Genomic DNA, 16,649 nt, shown 5'->3' with positions numbered 1-16,649 from the left:
GACCCACATCGGACACGTCCACCGGTGTGGGAGACTGGTCTAGACAACCGTGAGAATCCTGAAGGGCAGCATCACATGGCTGAGCGCCGCGTCAACGTCGGCTGGGCCGAGGGCCTTCACGCCCGCCCCGCCTCCATCTTCGTCCGCGCGGCCACGGCGGCCGGCGTCCCCGTGACGATCGCCAAGATCGACGGCACTCCCGTCAACGCCGCCTCCATGCTCGCGGTGCTCGGCCTGGGTGCCGGCGGCGGCGAGGAGATCGTCCTGTCCTCCGACGTCGAGGGTGCGGACATCGCGCTCGACCGTCTGGCCAAGCTGGTCTCCGAGGGGCTCGAGGAGCTTCCCGAGACCGTCTAGTACGGGCCGGTACGGGGTCGCCCAGCACTGACCCCTACCGGGTCTCTGGATTCTTGGGCGCTGTTTACTGCTCGCAGAAGATCGCGCCACATAAAGGGTCTGTTCGGATTTTCCGAGCAGACCCTTTTTCTTTCTGCGGACCTGTTCTCATAATTCCGGGGCAGCGAAAACAGAGCCCCTTGAAATGGGCCGCCCTCTTTGTATACGGCACCTCTGTTAATGCTGGAGCCCCACCGTGTTGACGGGATGTTGCGAAGTCCTCACACGGCCACCCGGGCGGGGGGCGCGCAACCGGTGAGCGACCGCGGCGCGCTCCGTGTGCTGCGCCGTGAGCGCCCGCGCGCGCTCCCCGTCACCGCGCGCCACGGCGTCCACGATCGCCCCGTGCTCGGCCCAGGACTCGGCGGGCTGCGCGGGCTGCTCGACGGTGTACATCCACGCGATCTTGTGGCGGAGCTGCGTGAGCATCGTGATCAGCCCCGGGCTGCCGGACGCCTGCGCCAGCGTCTCGTGGAACCAGCCGCCCAGCGAGCGCAGATCCTCGCTCTGACCTCGCCGAGAGCGCTCCTGACCCAGCCTGACCAGGCCTCGAAGCACCTTCAGGTGCGCCTCGGTGCGGCGCTGCGCGGCGCGGGCGGCGGCGAGCGGCTCGAGGAGCATCCGGATCTCCAGCTGATCCGCCGCCTCCTGCGTGGTGGGTTCGGCGACGCACGCGCCCGCGTGCCTGCGGGTGACGACGAAGCCCTCGGCCTCCAAGGTGCGCAGCGCCTCGCGCACGGGGACGCGGGAGACGCCGTAGCGGCGGGCGAGCACCTCCTCGGTGAGTCTGCCGCCACGCTCGTAGACACCGGAGACGATGTCGTCGCGGATCGCCGTGCATACCGAGTGCGCCGGAATGCGCATGAACCGACCTCCGCCTTAATCCCCGCGAAACGCGGTAGACAGTCGCTCGTACAGCGCGATTGAAGTCCGTTCAGCGCGCTTGCCCAGCGACTCTATTCCAGCGGACGCGAATTTCCGACGGCAGGCCGTAATCCATGGATATTTTTTGGACAGCGCCGCCGGCAACGAACGAGCCGGGCCGGTAACGAGCACGGCTGGTGACGAGCGCGGTCGGTAACGCCGAAAGCCCCGGCTCGGTTAGCCGGGGCTTTCGGTGCGTTGTCGCGAGTACGCGGCGAGGGTCAGACGTTGATGCCGTGCGAGCGCAGGTACGCGACGGGGTCGATGTCCGAGCCGTACTCGGGGCTCGTGCGCGCCTCGAAGTGGAGGTGCGGGCCCGTGACGTTGCCGGTCGCCCCGGAGAGGCCTATCTGCTGACCCGGGGTGACCGTCTGGCCGACGGAGACGCCGATGGACGACAGATGGCCGTACTGCGTGTACGTGCCGTCGTTCATCTTGATGACGATGTTGTTGCCGTAGGCGCCGCCCCAGCCGGCCTCCACGACCGTGCCCGCGCCCACGGCGTGGACCGAGGTGCCGCTGGCGGCGTGGAAGTCGATGCCGGTGTGGCTACCGGAGGACCACAGGCCGCTGCTGGCCTTGTACGCGGTCGACACGTACGAGCCGGTGACGGGCATGACGAAGGCGTTCAGTCGCTTGCGCTCGGCCGCACGGGCGGCGCGCTCCTTGGCCTCGCGCTCCGCCTTGGCCTTCGCCTCGGCCTTGCGCCGCTCCTCCTCGGCCTTCTTCTTGGCCGCGGCCTCGGCCTTCTCCTTCGCGGCGGCCTTGTCGGCGGCCTGCTGCTGGGCGGCGGCCTGCGCGTCGATCTGCTCCGCGAGGGAGTCACCGATGGAGATGGCCTTGGTCAGGCCGGTCTGCTCAAGAGACGCGTCGTCAGCGGCGAGGGCGGGGGCGGCGAGGCCTCCGATGACACCGGTCGTGGTGAGCGCGGCGACGCCGGCGACCTGCGCGGTGGTACGCGTGAGACGGCTCGGGCGACGGTGCTTCCCGGTGGCACGGGTGAACGCCATGGAGTGGCTGATCCTTTCCTTCCTTCTCGCCTACCGGGTTAGCTGACGGGTTCGGAGCAGGAAGGTCTCCTACGGACCCCCTTCAGAGAAGGGCGTCCGATTCACCCCAGGGACGGTGGGTCCCCGGCTCCCCCGGCTCGCGCCTTGGGGGACTCGGCGATGACTGTCCGGCGCCGCGGGCGCGGCGTACATCTGGCGGACAGCCGGACCGACGCTAAGCGGGGCATCTTTCAATCAACAAACGGAACCGGGCTTTTGTAGCGCATGCCACAGGGCAGACAGGCAACCACTGGTTCAATTCGGACATACAGGGGCCCCGGCGGTCATCTCATCCACCGGGGCCCCTCGTTGCACACCGGTCACGGTCAGCCCGTGACGACGGTCACCTCTCCGATGCCGAGCGCCCTGACGGGCTCCTCGATCTGCGCGGCGTCACCGACGAGCACCGTCACCAGACGGTCCATCGGGAAGGCGCTCACGACGGCCGCGGTGGCCTCCACGGTGCCCGTCGCGGCGAGCCGCCGGTACACCTCCGCCTGGAAGTCGTCCGGCAGGTGCTGCTCGACCTGGTCGGCGAGCGTCCCCGCGACGGCCGCGGCGGTCTCGAACTTGAGCGGGGCGACGCCCACCAAGTTCTGTACGGCCACGTCCCGTTCGGCGTCGGTGAGACCCTCCGCCGCGAGCGTGCGCAGCACCTTCCAGAGGTCGTCGAGCGCCGGACCCGTGTTCGGCGTGTCCACGGAGCCGCTGATGGCGAGCATCGCGACGCCCGTCCCGTCCGGCGCCGAGCGCAGCACCTGGGCGAATGCCCGCACGCCGTAGGTGTATCCCTTCTCCTCGCGCAGGACGCGGTCCAGGCGGGAGGTGAGGGTGCCGCCCAGGCAGTACGTGCCGAGCACCTGCGCCGGCCACACCCGGTCGTGCTTGTCCGCGCCGACGCGGCCGATCAGGATCTGCGTCTGCACCGCGCCCGGCCGGTCGACGATGACGACCCTGCCGGTGTCGTCGGCCGTCACGGGCGGTACGGGGCGCGGCTCGGCCGTGTTTCCCGTCCAGGCGCCCAGCGTGTCCGCGAGCAGCGCGTCGAGGTCGATGTCCGCGAGGTCGCCCACGACGACCGCGGTGGCCGTGGCGGGGCGCACGTGCCGGTCGTAGAAGGCGCGTACGGCCGCCGCGTCGATGGCCGCGACGGTCTCTTCGGAGCCCTGGCGCGGGCGGGACATGCGCGCGGTGGCCGGGAAGAGCTGCTTCGAGAGCTCCTTGGCGGCGCGGCGGCCGGGGTTCGCCGTCTCGTGCGGGATCTCGTCGAGCCGGTTGCGCACCAGACGTTCGATCTCGCTGTCCGCGAAGGCGGGTGCCCTGAGGGCGTCGGCGAGCAGACCGAGCGCCTTCGGCAGGCGGGAGACGGGGACCTCCAGGGAGACCCGTACGCCGGGGTGGTCGGCGTGCGCGTCGAGGGTGGCGCCGCAGCGCTCGAGCTCGGCGGCGAACTCCTCGGCGGCAAGCTTGTCGGTGCCTTCGGAAAAGGCCCTCGCCATGATGGTGGCAACGCCGTCGAGCCCGGCGGGTTCGGCCTCCAGGGGCGCTTCGAGATTGATCTCGATGGCGACGACCTGCTGGCCCGGACGGTGGCAGCGCAGCACCGTCAGGCCGTTGTCGAGGGTGCCGCGCTCGGGCGCGGGGAACGCCCACGGCCGCGCCGTGCCGGCCTGAGGCTGCGGGTGGAAGTCCATGGTCGCGAGCTCGGTCACTTGCCGGCCTCCTTGTCTGCGGTCCCGTCTGCGGTCTCGTTTGTGGTCGCTGCGGCGGTCTCGTCAGTCGTCCCGCCGGCGATCTCGTCGGCGGTCTCGTCGGCCTCTTCGGGGGTCGTGGGCTCGTAGACGAGCACCGCGCGGTTGTCGGGGCGCAGATGGGCCTTGGCCACCTCCTTGACCTCCTCGGCGGTGATGTCGAGGACGCGCCGGACGGCGGTCAGGGCGAGCTGCGGGTCACCGAACAGGACGGCGAACCTGCACAGTTCGTCGGCGCGGCCCGAGACCGTGCCCAGCCGGTCGAGCCACTCGCGCTCCAACTGGGCCTGGGCGCGCTCCATTTCCTCCGGGGTGGGCCCGTCGGCGGCAAACCGCGCGAGCTCCTCGTCGACGGCCTCCTCGATGACCGGGACCTCGACGTCGGCGGACGTCTTCACGTCCAGCCATCCCACGGAGGGCGCCCCCGCGAGCCGCAGGAGACCGAACCCGGCGGCGACGGCGGTCTGGTCGCGCCGTACGAGACGGTTGTAGATCCGGGACGACTCGCCGCCGCCGAGGACCGTCAGGGCCAGGTCGGCCGCGTCGCACGCGCGCGTACCGTCCTGCGGCAGCCGGTAGGCGGCCATCAGCGCGCGGGCCGGGACCTCCTCCTCGATGACCTCGCGCACGCCCTCACCGATCAGGTCGGACAGGGCGCCGTCGCGCGGGGGCTGCTTGCCGTCGTGGCGCGGGATGGAGCCGAAGTACTTCTCGACCCAGGCCAGCGTCTGCTCGGGGTCGATGTCCCCGACGACCGAAAGGACGGCGTTGTTCGGGGCGTAGTACGTACGGAAGAAGTTTCGCGCGTCCTCCAGCGTGGCCGCGTCCAGGTCGGCCATGGAGCCGATGGGCGTGTGGTGGTACGGGTGGCCCTCCGGGTACACGAGGGCGGTCAGCTTCTCGAACGCGGTCCCGTACGGAACGTTGTCGTAGCGCTGGCGGCGCTCGTTCTTGACGACGTCGCGCTGGTTCTCCATCGACTCCTCGTCGAGCGCGGCGAGGAGGGAGCCCATCCGGTCGGCCTCCAGCCAGAGCGCGAGCTCCAGCTGGTGGGTCGGCATGGTCTCGAAGTAGTTGGTGCGCTCGAAACTCGTCGTCCCGTTCAGCGAGCCGCCGGCGCCCTGCACCAGCTCGAAGTGCCCGTTCCCGTGGACCTGCTTCGAGCCCTGGAACATCAGGTGCTCGAAGAGGTGAGCCAGGCCTGTGCGGCCCTTGACCTCGTGGCGCGAGCCGACGTCGTACCAGAGGCAGACGGCTGCGACCGGGGTCAGGTGGTCCTCGGAGAGCACCACGCGCAGCCCGTTGTCGAGGCGGTGCTCGGTCGCTGTCAGGCCGCCGGAGCCGGCCTCGGCGGTGGCCGTGTGACCCATGGGCATGTACGTCCCTTCGATCGCGGAACTATCGCGGAAACTGCAGATGTGCTGCCAGTTCTGCCACTGTATGCAAGCGTTCTGACGCCTGGCGAAGTTCCCGCACTGGGTACGCCGAGAGCGAGCACCGAACGCCGTACGGACGGGTCGCGGTCGGCGTTGTCAGTGGGGCGGTCCACAATGGTGCGCGTCAGATTCTCGTACATGCCCCGGCAGCATCTGTGAAGGAGCCGCAGCAGCGATGGCCCGCCGCAGCACGAAGACCCCGCCTCCCGACGACTTCGAGGAGCGGATCCTCGACATTGACGTTGTCGACGAAATGCAGGGCTCCTTCCTCGAGTACGCCTACTCGGTGATCTACTCCCGGGCCCTGCCGGACGCCCGTGACGGCATGAAGCCCGTGCACCGGCGCATCGTCTACCAGATGAACGAGATGGGCCTGCGCCCCGACCGCGGCTATGTGAAGTGCGCCCGCGTCGTCGGCGAGGTCATGGGTAAGTTGCACCCGCACGGAGACGCGTCGATCTACGACGCCCTGGTGCGGCTCGCCCAGCCCTTCTCGATGCGCCTCCCCCTGGTCGACGGCCACGGGAACTTCGGCTCCCTGGGGAACGACGACCCGCCGGCCGCCATGCGGTACACCGAGTGCCGGATGGCCCCCGCGACATCGCTGATGACGGAGTCGATCGACGAGAACACGGTCGACTTCGGGCCGAACTACGACGGCCAGGAGCAGGAGCCCGCCGTCCTGCCGGCCGCCTACCCGAACCTCCTGGTCAACGGCGCGTCCGGCATCGCCGTCGGCATGGCGACGAACATGCCGCCGCACAATCTCGGCGAGGTGATCGCCGCCGCCCGCCACCTGATCAGGCACCCGGGCGCCGACCTCGAGACGCTCATGAAGTTCGTCCCGGGCCCCGACCTGCCGACCGGCGGCCGGATCGTCGGCCTGTCCGGCATCAAGGACGCCTACGAGTCGGGCCGCGGCACCTTCAAGATCCGCGCCACGGTCTCCGTGGAGGACGTGACGGCGCGCCGCAAGGGCCTCGTCGTCACCGAACTGCCCTTCGCGGTGGGCCCCGAGAAGGTCATCGCGAAGATCAAGGACCTGGTCGGCTCGAAGAAGCTCCAGGGCATCGCGGACGTCAAGGACCTCACCGACCGCCAGCACGGCCTGCGCCTGGTCATCGAGATCAAGAACGGCTTCGTGCCGGAGGCTGTCCTCGAGCAGCTCTACAAGCTGACGCCGATGGAGGAGTCCTTCGGCATCAATAACGTGGCGCTGGTCGACGGTCAGCCCCTGACGCTCGGCCTCAAGGAGCTCCTGGAGGTCTATCTCGACCACCGCTTCGAGGTCGTACGCCGCCGCAGCGAGTTCCGCCGTACGAAGAAGCGGGACCGGCTGCATCTGGTCGAGGGCCTCCTCGTCGCGCTGGTGGACATCGACGAGGTCATCCGCCTCATCCGCTCCAGCGACAACTCCGCGCAGGCGAAGGAGCGCCTGATGGAGCGCTTCTCGCTGAGCGAGATCCAGACGCAGTACATCCTGGACACGCCGCTGCGCCGCCTCACCAGGTTCGACCGCATCGAGCTGGAGACGGAGCGCGACCGGCTCAACGGCGAGATCGACGAGCTGACCGGGATCCTCGACTCCGACGCCGAGCTGCGCAAGATGGTCTCGGCCGAACTGGCGGCGGTGGCAAAGAAGTTCGGCACCGAGCGCCGCACCGTCCTCCTGGAGTCGGCGGGCACGACGGTCGCCGCGGTGCCCCTCCAGGTCGCCGACGACCCGTGCCGCGTGCTCCTGTCGTCCACGGGCCTCCTGGCGCGCACGGCGACCGCCGACCCGTTCGGGGACGACGAGGACGCCCGGCGCACCAAGCACGACGTGATCGTCTCCGCGGTCCCGGCGACGGCGCGCGGCGAGATCGGCGCGATCACGTCCACGGGGCGCCTGTTGCGGCTCAATGTCATCGACCTGCCGCAGCTCCCGGAGACGGCCTCGGCGCCGAACCTCTCCGGCGGCGCGCCCGTCACGGAGTTCCTGTCGTCGCTGGAGGCGGCCGAGAAGGTGGTCTGTCTGACCACCCTCGACGAGTCGTCCCCCGGCCTGGCGATCGGCACCGAGCAGGGCGTGGTCAAGCGCGTCGTGCCCGACTACCCGACGAACAGGGGCGAGTTGGAGGTCATCGGCCTCAAGGACGGTGACCGCATCGTCGGCGCAGTGGAGCTGCGCACCGGCGAGGAGGACCTGGTCTTCATCACGGACGACGCGCAGTTGCTCCGCTACCAGGCGTCGCAGGTACGTCCGCAGGGCCGGGCCGCGGGCGGTATGGCGGGCATCAAGCTGGCCGACGGCGCCAAGGTGATCTCGTTCACCGCCGTCGATCCGGCTGTGGATGCGATCGTTTTCACGGTGGCGGGGTCGCGCGGGACGCTCGACGACTCCGTCCAGACGACCGCGAAGCTCACCCCGTTCGACCAGTACCCGCGCAAGGGTCGGGCCACGGGCGGTGTGCGCTGCCAGCGTTTCCTGAAGGGCGAGGACTGCCTGAGCCTGGGCTGGGCGGGCCCGACACCGGCCCGCGCGGCGCAGAAGAACGGCACCCCGGCCGAGCTGCCCGAGGTCGACCCGCGCCGCGACGGCTCCGGCGTCTCCCTCGCGAAGACGGTCTCGGTGGTGGCGGGGCCGGTCTAGTCCGCGTCCTGCGGTTCCTGTACGTATCTCAGGACGCCCCACATGCTGTGCTCGTCGGCATAGGTGTGCGGGGCGTCCTGGGCGCAGGCGGCCAGTTCCTTGCTCAGCCGCGGGGCGTCGATCCCGGCCCCGATGAGGACGAGCCGACTGACGCGCGGCTCTCCGGGCGCCCAGAGCTCCGGCGAGAACCGCAGGAACCGACCGACGGCGTGCACGGTGTACTTGTTACGCGTGTCGGCCGCGCCGAAGTCGACGTACCCCTTGATGCGGTAGAGCCCCTCGGGCCTGCTGTCGAGGAACGCCATCAACCGGCGCGGATCGAGCGGCACTTCGGGCTCGACGGAGACACTGTCGTACGCGGAGTGGAGATGGCCGTCGTGCTCGTCATGCTCGTCTCCGCCCGTACTGTCGCCGTCGTACCGGTGGAGGTCATCGAACGACAACTGGCCGATCCGCTCGCGCGTCGGCCGGCAGTCGAAGAGGAACTCGGGGTCCACGCGCGCGTACGTCGCGGGTACGACCGCTGCGCCTCCGGCCAGCCCGCGCACGCGCTCCAGGACGCGCTGGTGCTCCCGCTCCGGGACCCGGTCGGCCTTGTTGACCACCACGAGGTCGGCGATGGCCAGATGCCGGTCGAGCTCGGGATGTTGCTCCCGCGTCCGGTCGAACTCGACGGCGTCGACGACCTCGACCAGACCGCCGTACACGATCCGCGGATTCTCGCTGGCGAGCACCATGCGCACGAGCTCCTGCGGCTCGGCGAGCCCACTGGCCTCGATCACGATCACATCGATGCCGTTGCGGGCCGACGGCCGGGTGAGCCGGTCCAGGTACTCGTCGAGCTCGCTCGCGTCGACGGCGCAGCACAAGCACCCGTTGCCGAGGGAGACGGTGGAGTCGCCGAGCTGCCCGGCGACGGCCATGGCGTCGATCTCGATGGAGCCGAAGTCATTGACGATCGCGCCGATCCGCGTGCCGCCGCCGTGGTGCAGCAGATGGTTCAGCAGGGTGGTCTTGCCGGAGCCCAGGAACCCGGCGAGGACGACGACCGGGATCTGCTGCGCAAGCTCCTGCCTCGACTGACTCAACGCGCGACCTCTCTCACACCGACGCGTCCACGGACGCGCATACCGGCGTTCTTACGACGAATGAATGCCGCCCCAGGATACGAGCGCGTAGAAACACCGCGAAGTGAACGATTGTTAGCGTCGCGGGCTGGGCACACGACAGGCATGGCGCCCGGACGAGCGACCGCTGCTTCCCTCCGTGTGCCTCCTCTCCGCCTCCCCGCCGACCAGCGCCGCTCGGCACCCCGGGGGGCGGCAAGCGCGCCGCCCACCGCTCGCCGGTCCTTTCCCGTCGCCCCGCACCCGACGACCGGCGGACGGTCGCCTGAACCGGGGGTTGACATGGCCACACAGAGTAATGGGATATGGGCGTTGAGTGCCGCCGCGCTGGCGGGGTTCGCTCTCGGTGGGGCCACATCGGCCTTCGCGAAGCAGCAGCAGCGCCGCGAGGAGGCCCGGCTGCGCACCGAGCAGCTGGAGCGGGACGAGGTGGCCGAGCACCGCCGCGCCCGGGCCCATCAGCAACGCATGCACTGGGCACTACTGGTCAAGGCCATCGACGACCCGTCCCTCGCGGTCGTGATCAACACGTACGGCGCGGATGTCCCGCTCGAGAAGTTGCGCCAGTACTTCTATGCGAATGCCTGGTACGTCAACCTCTTCCACCTGGAGCAGTCGGGCCTCGTCGACCAGGAGCAGATGTACGGCCACCTCCGCGACTTTTTCCAGAGCCCGGTCTTTCGCGAGTACTGGGAAGCCACCCGCAACCACCGAATCGCCCTCAAGCACTCGTCCGACGAAGCCCGGCTCGGACGCCTGGCGGACAGGCTCTACGAAGAGCTGGAGGAGGCGGACACGGACGAGTGGTGGGTCGTCGGGGACCCTCCGGCATTCTGAGCCCGAGCCGGCCGTCACCGAGCCTCTTCACCCACACCGGTGATTTCGCACGCCCATGTGCCCCAAAATTCCTCAACTTCCGTTCCCATGGGGCCCACAGGCCGCAGGGGGCGCACTAGCCTGACCGGAACGTGTCAGAGCTATGCCTTCCCTAAGGACCGGTACCCCTTGAAGATCGTGCGCCGCATCGGTGTGCCTCCGCGCGAACGTGGCAGTGCGTCAGGGGCGACCTGCCCTGACCTGTTCGAGCTGAGCGACGGGAACTTCGCCGTCATCGGGACAGAGGCCACCGCGGAGCTCGACAAGGAGCTTCCGCCTGATGCGGCGCGCGCCGACTACGAGCGCATCGTGATCGTCAGCCGCGAAACGCTCGTGCGCGCGAAGGCCGATATCCCGGACGCCTAGCCCGCCGCTTTCCGGAGCCCGGTCCCCACGAAGGACCGGGCTCCGGCGCGTTCAGGACACGACCGGTACCGGCGCCGGAGCCGCCGGGCCCACATACCGGGCCGCCGGGCGAATGATCTTCGAATCGCGTGCCTGCTCAAGGATGTTGGCGCTCCACCCCACCACCCGCGCAGCGGCGAACGTCGGGGTGAACATCGCGCGCGGCAACCCGCACAGCTCCATGACCACGCCCGCGTAGAACTCCACGTTCGTGTGAAGTTCCCGGCCCGGCTTGAGCTCCGCGAGGATCGACTCCACGTGGCGCTCGACCTCGACAGCGAACTCCACCGTCGGCCCGCCGAACCCCTCGGCGATGCCCCGCAGCATCCGCGAACGAGGGTCCTCCGTGCGGTAGACGGGGTGACCGAAGCCCATGATCCGGTCGCCCGCGAGGACCCGCTCGCGGATCCATCCGTCGATCCGGTCCGGCGTGCCGATCGCGTCGAGGGTGTCGAGCGCGCGGCTCGGGGCGCCGCCGTGCAGAGGCCCGGAGAGCGCCCCCACGGCGCCGACCAGACAGGCCGCGACATCGGCACCGGTCGACGCGATGACCCTCGCCGTGAACGTTGACGCATTGAAGCCGTGATCAATGGTTGATATCAGGTACTGCTCGATGGCACGGGCGTGAGCGGGTTCCGGCTCCGAACCCGTCAGCATGTAGAGGTAGTTCGCGGCGTACGACAGGTCGTCGCGCGGTTCGACCGGTTCGAGGCCGTCACCGAGCCGGTGCAGCGCCGTGAGCAGCGTCGGCACGACCGCCGCGGCGGCCAGGGTGTCGTCGCGCCGCCGCTCGTCGTCGATGTCGTACACAGGGCGGAAGCCCTGTGAGGCGCCGAAGAGCGACAGGGCGCTGCGCAGCCCGGCGAGCGGGCCGGAGAGCGCACCGGCGCGGGCGATCACGGGCAGCGCGGCCCGCACGTCGTCGGGCAGTCGGCGCAGGGCGGCCGTACGCGCGGCGAAGGCCTCGGACTGCGCGGCGTCAGGCAGCTCGCCGTGGATCATCAGGTGCCATACGTCCTCGAAGCCGCGGGTCTGCGCGAGCTCGACGGCCGAGTACTGGCGGTAGTGGTAGAAGCCCTCACGCCCTCTGACGTCACCCAATTCGGTGTCGGTGACGACGACGCCCGCGAGTCCCCGCGGTACGTCGACAGGGGTGGCCGTGGTCCCGTTGATCGGCATGTTTCCTCCCTGGACTTGATTTGACTGTCCATGCTTGACTCTATGCCTGTCAATATTGATTGAATCAATACACGCGATGCGGATATACGGTGGCGCGCATGACGGATCACGAACCCGCACCCGTGCGGGAAGCCCGGCGGCTCAGTACCAAGGAGACGGCCGAGCTTCTGGGCGTGAAGCCCGAGACCGTGTACGCGTACGTGAGCCGCGGTCAGCTCAGCAGCCGCCGGGCGGCGCCGGGCTCGCGCGGCAGCACGTTCGACGCGGCCGAGGTGGAGGCGCTCGCGCAGCGCAACAAGCGGGAGCCCGCGGCCGGTTCGGCCCCGGGCGAGCTCTCCGTACGCACCCGCATCACGTTGATCGACAAGGACCGCTACTACTTCCGCGGGGTCGACGCCGCCGAGCTCGCCACGCGTCACTCCTACGAAGAGGTCGCCGAGTGGCTGTGGACCGGGGCGCTGCGGCCGGGGGTCCGGTTCACCGCCCCCCGGCAGTCCCTCGCCGCGGCCCGGCGCGCCGTGGGCGCCCTGCCGGAACACAGCGGCCCTGTCGACCGTCTGCGGGTCGCCGCGGTCGCTGCCGCCGTCACCGACCCGCTGCGCTTCGACCTCTCCGAAGAGGCCGTACTCGGCACGGCCCGCACCCTCATCCCGACGCTTGTGGCGGCCCTGCCACCCGTACGACACACGCATCGCGACGGCGGACCGCTCGCCCAGCGCCTGTGGGGCCGCCTCTCCGGACGCGAACCCGACGATCCGTCACTGCACGTACTGGACACGGCACTTGGGCTCCTCGTCGACCACGATCTCGCCGCGTCGACACTCGCCGTCCGGGTCGCCGCGTCGGCGCGCGCGCATGCGTACGCGGCGGTTTCCGCGGGCCTCGGCGTCCTGGAGGGACCGCTCCACGGCGCCGCCAGCGGTCTCGCGCACCGCATGCTCCTCGAAGTCCTCGACCGCGGCAGCGCGGCCCCTGTGGTGGCGGACGAACTGCGTGCCGGGCGCCGCGTCCCGGGCCTCGGCCACCGCCTGTACAAGGGCGAGGACCCACGCGCCCAGGCCCTGTTCGCCCTCCTGGAGGAGATCCCGCAGGTCCACCCGGCGCTCGCCGCGGCCCGCGACGTCGTGGCGACGACCGCCCGCCACACCGACCTGCACGCGAACGTGGACCTCGCCCTCGCGGTCTTCACCATCTCGTGCGGCATGCCCGCCGAGGCCGGCGAGACCGTCTTCGCGGTGGCCCGGACGGCCGGCTGGATCGCGCACGCCCTGGAGGAGTACGGCGAGCGCCCGCTGCGGATGCGGCCGAGCGGACAGTACGTGGGGCTGCGCCCGCCTCAGCCATTGCCCGCACCCGACGCCCCGCCGCCGGCCGAGTGAGGTTAGGCTCCCCTACGTGAGTACGTGTACGACCGCCTCGGAGGATCTGAACGAGCCTCTCGCGGGGACCGCCGCCACCGCGACTACCTGGCTGCTGATCGAGCAGCCGGGCCCCTGGGGTGTGAAGGCGCTGACGTCCAGCCATCTGGACCCGGAGCTCGGCAGGGCCCTGGAGGCGGCCGCAGAGGGGACCGGTGTACGCGTCGCCCTCATCAGGCGCCCGGGCCGGCACGCGGACTTCCACGCCACCACCCGGCGCCATGTGTATGTGGCCCACACCATCCCGGGAAACACATGGCTGCGCGGCACCATGACCGAGTCCCCACAGGACTTGCTCGCACTCGACTTCGCCGCCCTCGGAGCGGGTGACCACCGCGGCTTCGGCACGCCGCACAAGCGCGCGCCGCTCGCGCTCGTCTGCACCAACGGCAAGCGCGACCGCTGCTGCGCCCTCCTGGGCCGGCCGCTCGCCGCCGACCTCGCCGCGTCCGGACAGGACGGCATCTGGGAGGTCACCCACCTCGGCGGCCACCGCTTCTCCCCCACGCTGCTCGTACTGCCCTACGGCTACGCGTACGGCCGTGCCGACGCCGCCCACGTCAAGAACACCCTCGACGCGGTACAGGCCGGCCGGATCGCCACCGACGGGTGCCGCGGGAACTCCGCGTGGGAACGGCCAGGCCAGGCCGCCGAGCTCGCCGTGCGCACGTCGGCCGGGATCGATGACGCCGGAGTGCTGACTGTCGTCCGCACGGAGGCCACCGCGCCGGGGCATGGGGCCCTCTGGGAGGTCACCGTCACCCACACGGACGGCCGCCGCTGGCACGTCACGGTCGCGCAGAGCGCTTCGCAACCGCCCCGCCCCGAGAGCTGCGGTGCCGCGCTGGGCACTCCGGCGCGCATGGACGTACTCGCGGTGGACGAGATCGCGCCGGCCGTCACAGGTCCCCTCAGCGCGAGCGGCTGAGCCGACGGGCTCGCGCCCCGCACCGGCGTACACACGTCACCCCATCGCCCCTTACGAGGTGCATCCCAGCACGCGAGATACCCGCCACATCCGCTACGGAGCACCCCGCTCGTCCCCTTACCGTTCTTCGTATGAGCCCCACTCCCCCCACACGCCGGCTGCGCTTCGGCCTGCCGCGGCGCGTCTTCGCGCAGGTGCTGCTGATGCAGGTGGCGATCGCCGCCGGGGTTGCCGTGCTCGCGACGGGGCTCTTCCTCGCGCCGCTCAGCGATCAGCTCGACGACCAGGCGATGCGCCGCGCGCTGGCGATCGCGCAGACCACCGCGGCCCAGCCGAGCATCGCCGAGGACCTGCGGCATTCACGTCCCACGGTCGACGGTCCCGTCCAGCGGGAGGCCGAGCGGATCCGCCGGGCCAGTGGCGCCGAGTACGTAGTGATCATGAACAAGGAAGGCGTCCGCTGGTCCCACACCGATCCGGGCGAGGTCGGCAGGATCGTCTCCACGGACCCCAGCGAGGCGCTCGCGGGCCACGAGGTCATGGGGATCGACAGCGGCACTCTAGGACGCTCGGCGCGCGGGAAGGTGCCCCTGCGCGACGCGCGGGGCGACATCGTCGGGGCCGTATCCGTGGGCATCGAGTACGACAGTGTCAGGGCGCGGCTCATCCACGCCATTCCGGGCCTCTTCGCCTACGCGGGCGGCGCCCTCGCCGTCGGTGCGCTGGCCGCCTACCTGATCTCGCGCCGGGTCCAACGGCAGACTCGTGACCTGGCGTTCTCCGACATTTCGGGGCTGCTCTCGGAGCGCGAGGCCATGTTGCACGGCATTCGGGAAGGCGTCGTCGCGCTGGACCGGAGCGGCCGGATCCGGCTGCTCAACGACGAGGCGCACCGGCTCCTGGGCATCGGCGACGAGATGATCGGGCAGTCGCTCGACGACGCGCTGGGCCCGGGTCGTACGACCGACGTGCTGGCGGGCCGGGCCACGGGCACGGATCTGGTGACGGTCCGCGGCCAGCGCGTCCTGATCGCCAACCGCATGCCCACGGACGACGGCGGCGCCGTCGCCACCCTCCGGGACCGCACCGAACTGGAGCAGCTGGGGCGCGAGCTCGACTCGACGCGCGGCCTGATCGACGCCCTGCGCGCCCAGGACCACGAGCACGCCAACCGCATGCACACGCTGCTCGGCCTGCTCGAACTGGAGATGTTCGACGACGCCGTCGAGTTCGTCGGCGAGGTGGTGGGCGACCACAGGGCGACCGCGGAACAGGTGACCGAGAAGGTGCATGATCCGCTGCTCGCGGCCCTCCTGGTCGGCAAGGCGACGGTGGCGGCGGAGCGCGGAGTCGCCCTGTGGATCTCCGACAGGACTCTCCTCCCCGACCGGTTGATCGACCCGCGGGGACTCGTCACGATCGTTGGGAATCTGGTCGACAACGCGGTGGACGCGGTCGCGGGCACCCCCCACGCGCGCGTGGAGGTCGATGTACGGGCGGCCGACGACCGCACGGTGGAGTTGCGGGTACGCGACACGGGGCCCGGCATCCCCGCCGCCCGACGGGAGTTGATCTTCACGGAGGGGTGGTCCACCAAGAAGTTGCCCTCCCACGGGAAGCGCGGTATCGGCCTGCCCCTCGTGCGCCGGCTCGCGGAACGGCAGGGCGGCAGCGTCCACGTGGGGGAACCGGACGGCGGAGGCGCAGAGTTCACCGTCGTCCTGCCCGAGGCGCTCACGGATCCGGGCCTCGCGCAGGAGGCCACCGAGGCACCCATGACCACCGCGGCCGACACCGCCGCCGATGCCATGGCCACCCCCACGAAGGAGGACCCGCGATGATCGAAGTGCTGGTCGTGGACGACGACATCCGCGTCGCGCGCGTGAACGCGGCCTACGTGCAGAAGGTGGCGGGCTTCCGCGTGGTGGCCGAGGCGCACAGCTCGGCCGAGGCCCTGCGTGAGGTGGAGGCCCGGCCGCAGATCGACCTGATCCTCATGGACCACTACCTGCCGGACGAGACGGGCCTGGCGACAGTTCAAGAGATCCGGCGCCGCGGCCACCAGACCGACGTGATCATGGTGACGGCGGCGCGTGACGTGTCCACGGTGCAGGCCGCCATGCGGCTCGGGGCGCTGCAGTACCTGGTCAAGCCGTTCGCGTTCGCGGGGCTGCGCGCCAAGCTGGAGGCGTACGCGGGGCTGCGCCGCACGCTGGACGGCGGCGGCGAGGCCGAGCAGGCCCAGGTCGACCGGATCTTCGGCGCCCTCTCCGCAGACACGGAGCCGGACCTCCCGAAGGGACACTCCCCCAGCACGGCGGAGCTCGTACGCAGGGCTCTGGTGGACGCGGAGGGCCCGCTCTCGGCGCAGGAGGTCGCGGACCGTACAGGGCTGAGCCGGCAGACGGCCCAGCGCTATCTGAAGCTCCTGGAACGCACCGGCCGGGCCGGCCTGACCCTCAAGTACGGCGACGCGGGCCGCCCAGAACACCGTTATGTCTGGGCGACCCGCACCTGAGCGACGTACG

At 70.6% G+C, this 16,649-nt stretch carries 14 protein-coding genes and 1 riboswitch; of the genes, 8 read left to right on the top strand and 6 right to left on the bottom strand.

Going from position 1 to position 16,649, the window contains the following annotated elements; genetic code table 11:
* Nucleotides 1-75 precede the first annotated feature (75 nt).
* On the top strand, nt 76-357 hold the full coding sequence (locus tag ACWFR4_RS25420) for an HPr family phosphocarrier protein (RefSeq protein ID WP_405477830.1): 282 nt from the start codon (nt 76-78) through the stop codon (nt 355-357).
* Nucleotides 358-573: 216 nt separating this feature from the next.
* Here ACWFR4_RS25420 and ACWFR4_RS25415 read toward each other — a convergent pair whose 3' ends face one another.
* From ACWFR4_RS25415 to ACWFR4_RS25400, 4 genes are all read right to left on the bottom strand, one after another.
* On the bottom strand, nt 574-1,260 hold the full coding sequence (locus tag ACWFR4_RS25415) for a GntR family transcriptional regulator (protein WP_453468371.1): 687 nt from the start codon (nt 1,258-1,260) through the stop codon (nt 574-576).
* Between the two features lie 281 nt (nt 1,261-1,541).
* Nucleotides 1,542-2,330, bottom strand: coding sequence for a M23 family metallopeptidase (locus ACWFR4_RS25410; RefSeq protein ID WP_453654681.1), 789 nt, complete (start codon nt 2,328-2,330; stop codon nt 1,542-1,544).
* A 12-nt stretch (nt 2,331-2,342) separates the two neighbouring features.
* Nucleotides 2,343-2,499, bottom strand: a riboswitch (cyclic di-AMP (ydaO/yuaA leader).
* A 196-nt stretch (nt 2,500-2,695) separates the two neighbouring features.
* A complete protein-coding gene (locus ACWFR4_RS25405) occupies nt 2,696-4,081 on the bottom strand; it encodes a M16 family metallopeptidase (protein ID WP_453468350.1) in 1,386 nt (461 codons plus the stop codon).
* On the bottom strand, nt 4,078-5,496 hold the full coding sequence (locus tag ACWFR4_RS25400) for a M16 family metallopeptidase (RefSeq protein ID WP_453654679.1): 1,419 nt from the start codon (nt 5,494-5,496) through the stop codon (nt 4,078-4,080). The genes ACWFR4_RS25405 and ACWFR4_RS25400 overlap by 4 nt, the downstream gene beginning before the upstream one ends.
* Before the next feature lie 235 nt (nt 5,497-5,731).
* Here ACWFR4_RS25400 and ACWFR4_RS25395 point away from each other — a divergent pair, with 235 nt between their 5' ends.
* Nucleotides 5,732-8,188: a DNA gyrase/topoisomerase IV subunit A gene (locus ACWFR4_RS25395; RefSeq protein ID WP_453468348.1), complete on the top strand. Its 2,457-nt coding sequence runs from the start codon at nt 5,732-5,734 to the stop codon at nt 8,186-8,188.
* Here the strand turns inward: ACWFR4_RS25395 and ACWFR4_RS25390 are convergent.
* Nucleotides 8,185-9,276, bottom strand: a complete 1,092-nt coding sequence (locus ACWFR4_RS25390) for a CobW family GTP-binding protein (protein ID WP_453654677.1) — start codon at nt 9,274-9,276, stop codon at nt 8,185-8,187. The genes ACWFR4_RS25395 and ACWFR4_RS25390 overlap by 4 nt on opposite strands.
* 321 nt (nt 9,277-9,597) lie before the next feature.
* Between ACWFR4_RS25390 and ACWFR4_RS25385 the strand changes: the two genes are divergently transcribed.
* Together ACWFR4_RS25385 and ACWFR4_RS25380 are read left to right on the top strand one after the other, a co-directional pair.
* Nucleotides 9,598-10,152, top strand: a complete 555-nt coding sequence (locus ACWFR4_RS25385; protein WP_453654675.1) for a DUF6082 family protein — start codon at nt 9,598-9,600, stop codon at nt 10,150-10,152.
* A gap of 168 nt (nt 10,153-10,320) precedes the next feature.
* A complete protein-coding gene (locus ACWFR4_RS25380) occupies nt 10,321-10,557 on the top strand; it encodes a hypothetical protein (protein WP_100591144.1) in 237 nt (78 codons plus the stop codon).
* A 51-nt stretch (nt 10,558-10,608) separates the two neighbouring features.
* Here the strand turns inward: ACWFR4_RS25380 and ACWFR4_RS25375 are convergent, their stop codons facing one another.
* The gene (locus ACWFR4_RS25375; RefSeq protein ID WP_453654673.1) at nt 10,609-11,775 is read right to left on the bottom strand and encodes a citrate synthase/methylcitrate synthase; all 1,167 of its coding nucleotides are present in this window, start codon (nt 11,773-11,775) and stop codon (nt 10,609-10,611) included.
* Nucleotides 11,776-11,873: 98 nt separating this feature from the next.
* On the opposite strand from ACWFR4_RS25375, the gene ACWFR4_RS25370 reads away from it, so the two are divergent.
* From ACWFR4_RS25370 to ACWFR4_RS25355, 4 genes are all read left to right on the top strand, one after another.
* Nucleotides 11,874-13,154: a citrate synthase gene (locus tag ACWFR4_RS25370; RefSeq protein WP_453654671.1), complete on the top strand. Its 1,281-nt coding sequence runs from the start codon at nt 11,874-11,876 to the stop codon at nt 13,152-13,154.
* A gap of 16 nt (nt 13,155-13,170) precedes the next feature.
* Entirely contained in the window at nt 13,171-14,121 is a 951-nt protein-coding gene (locus ACWFR4_RS25365) for a sucrase ferredoxin (RefSeq protein WP_453654669.1), read from the top strand.
* A 131-nt stretch (nt 14,122-14,252) separates the two neighbouring features.
* On the top strand, nt 14,253-15,962 hold the full coding sequence (locus ACWFR4_RS25360; protein ID WP_453467359.1) for a sensor histidine kinase: 1,710 nt from the start codon (nt 14,253-14,255) through the stop codon (nt 15,960-15,962).
* Nucleotides 15,959-16,639: a response regulator gene (locus ACWFR4_RS25355; RefSeq protein WP_266674922.1), complete on the top strand. Its 681-nt coding sequence runs from the start codon at nt 15,959-15,961 to the stop codon at nt 16,637-16,639. Before ACWFR4_RS25360 ends, ACWFR4_RS25355 begins: the two co-directional genes overlap by 4 nt.
* Nucleotides 16,640-16,649: the final 10 nt, after the last annotated feature.

The sequence above is a fragment of the Streptomyces sp. NPDC055140 genome (assembly GCF_053607285.1).
The sequence above is the reverse complement of the archived record's forward strand: the minus strand, read 5'-3'. Positions and strand labels throughout refer to the sequence as shown.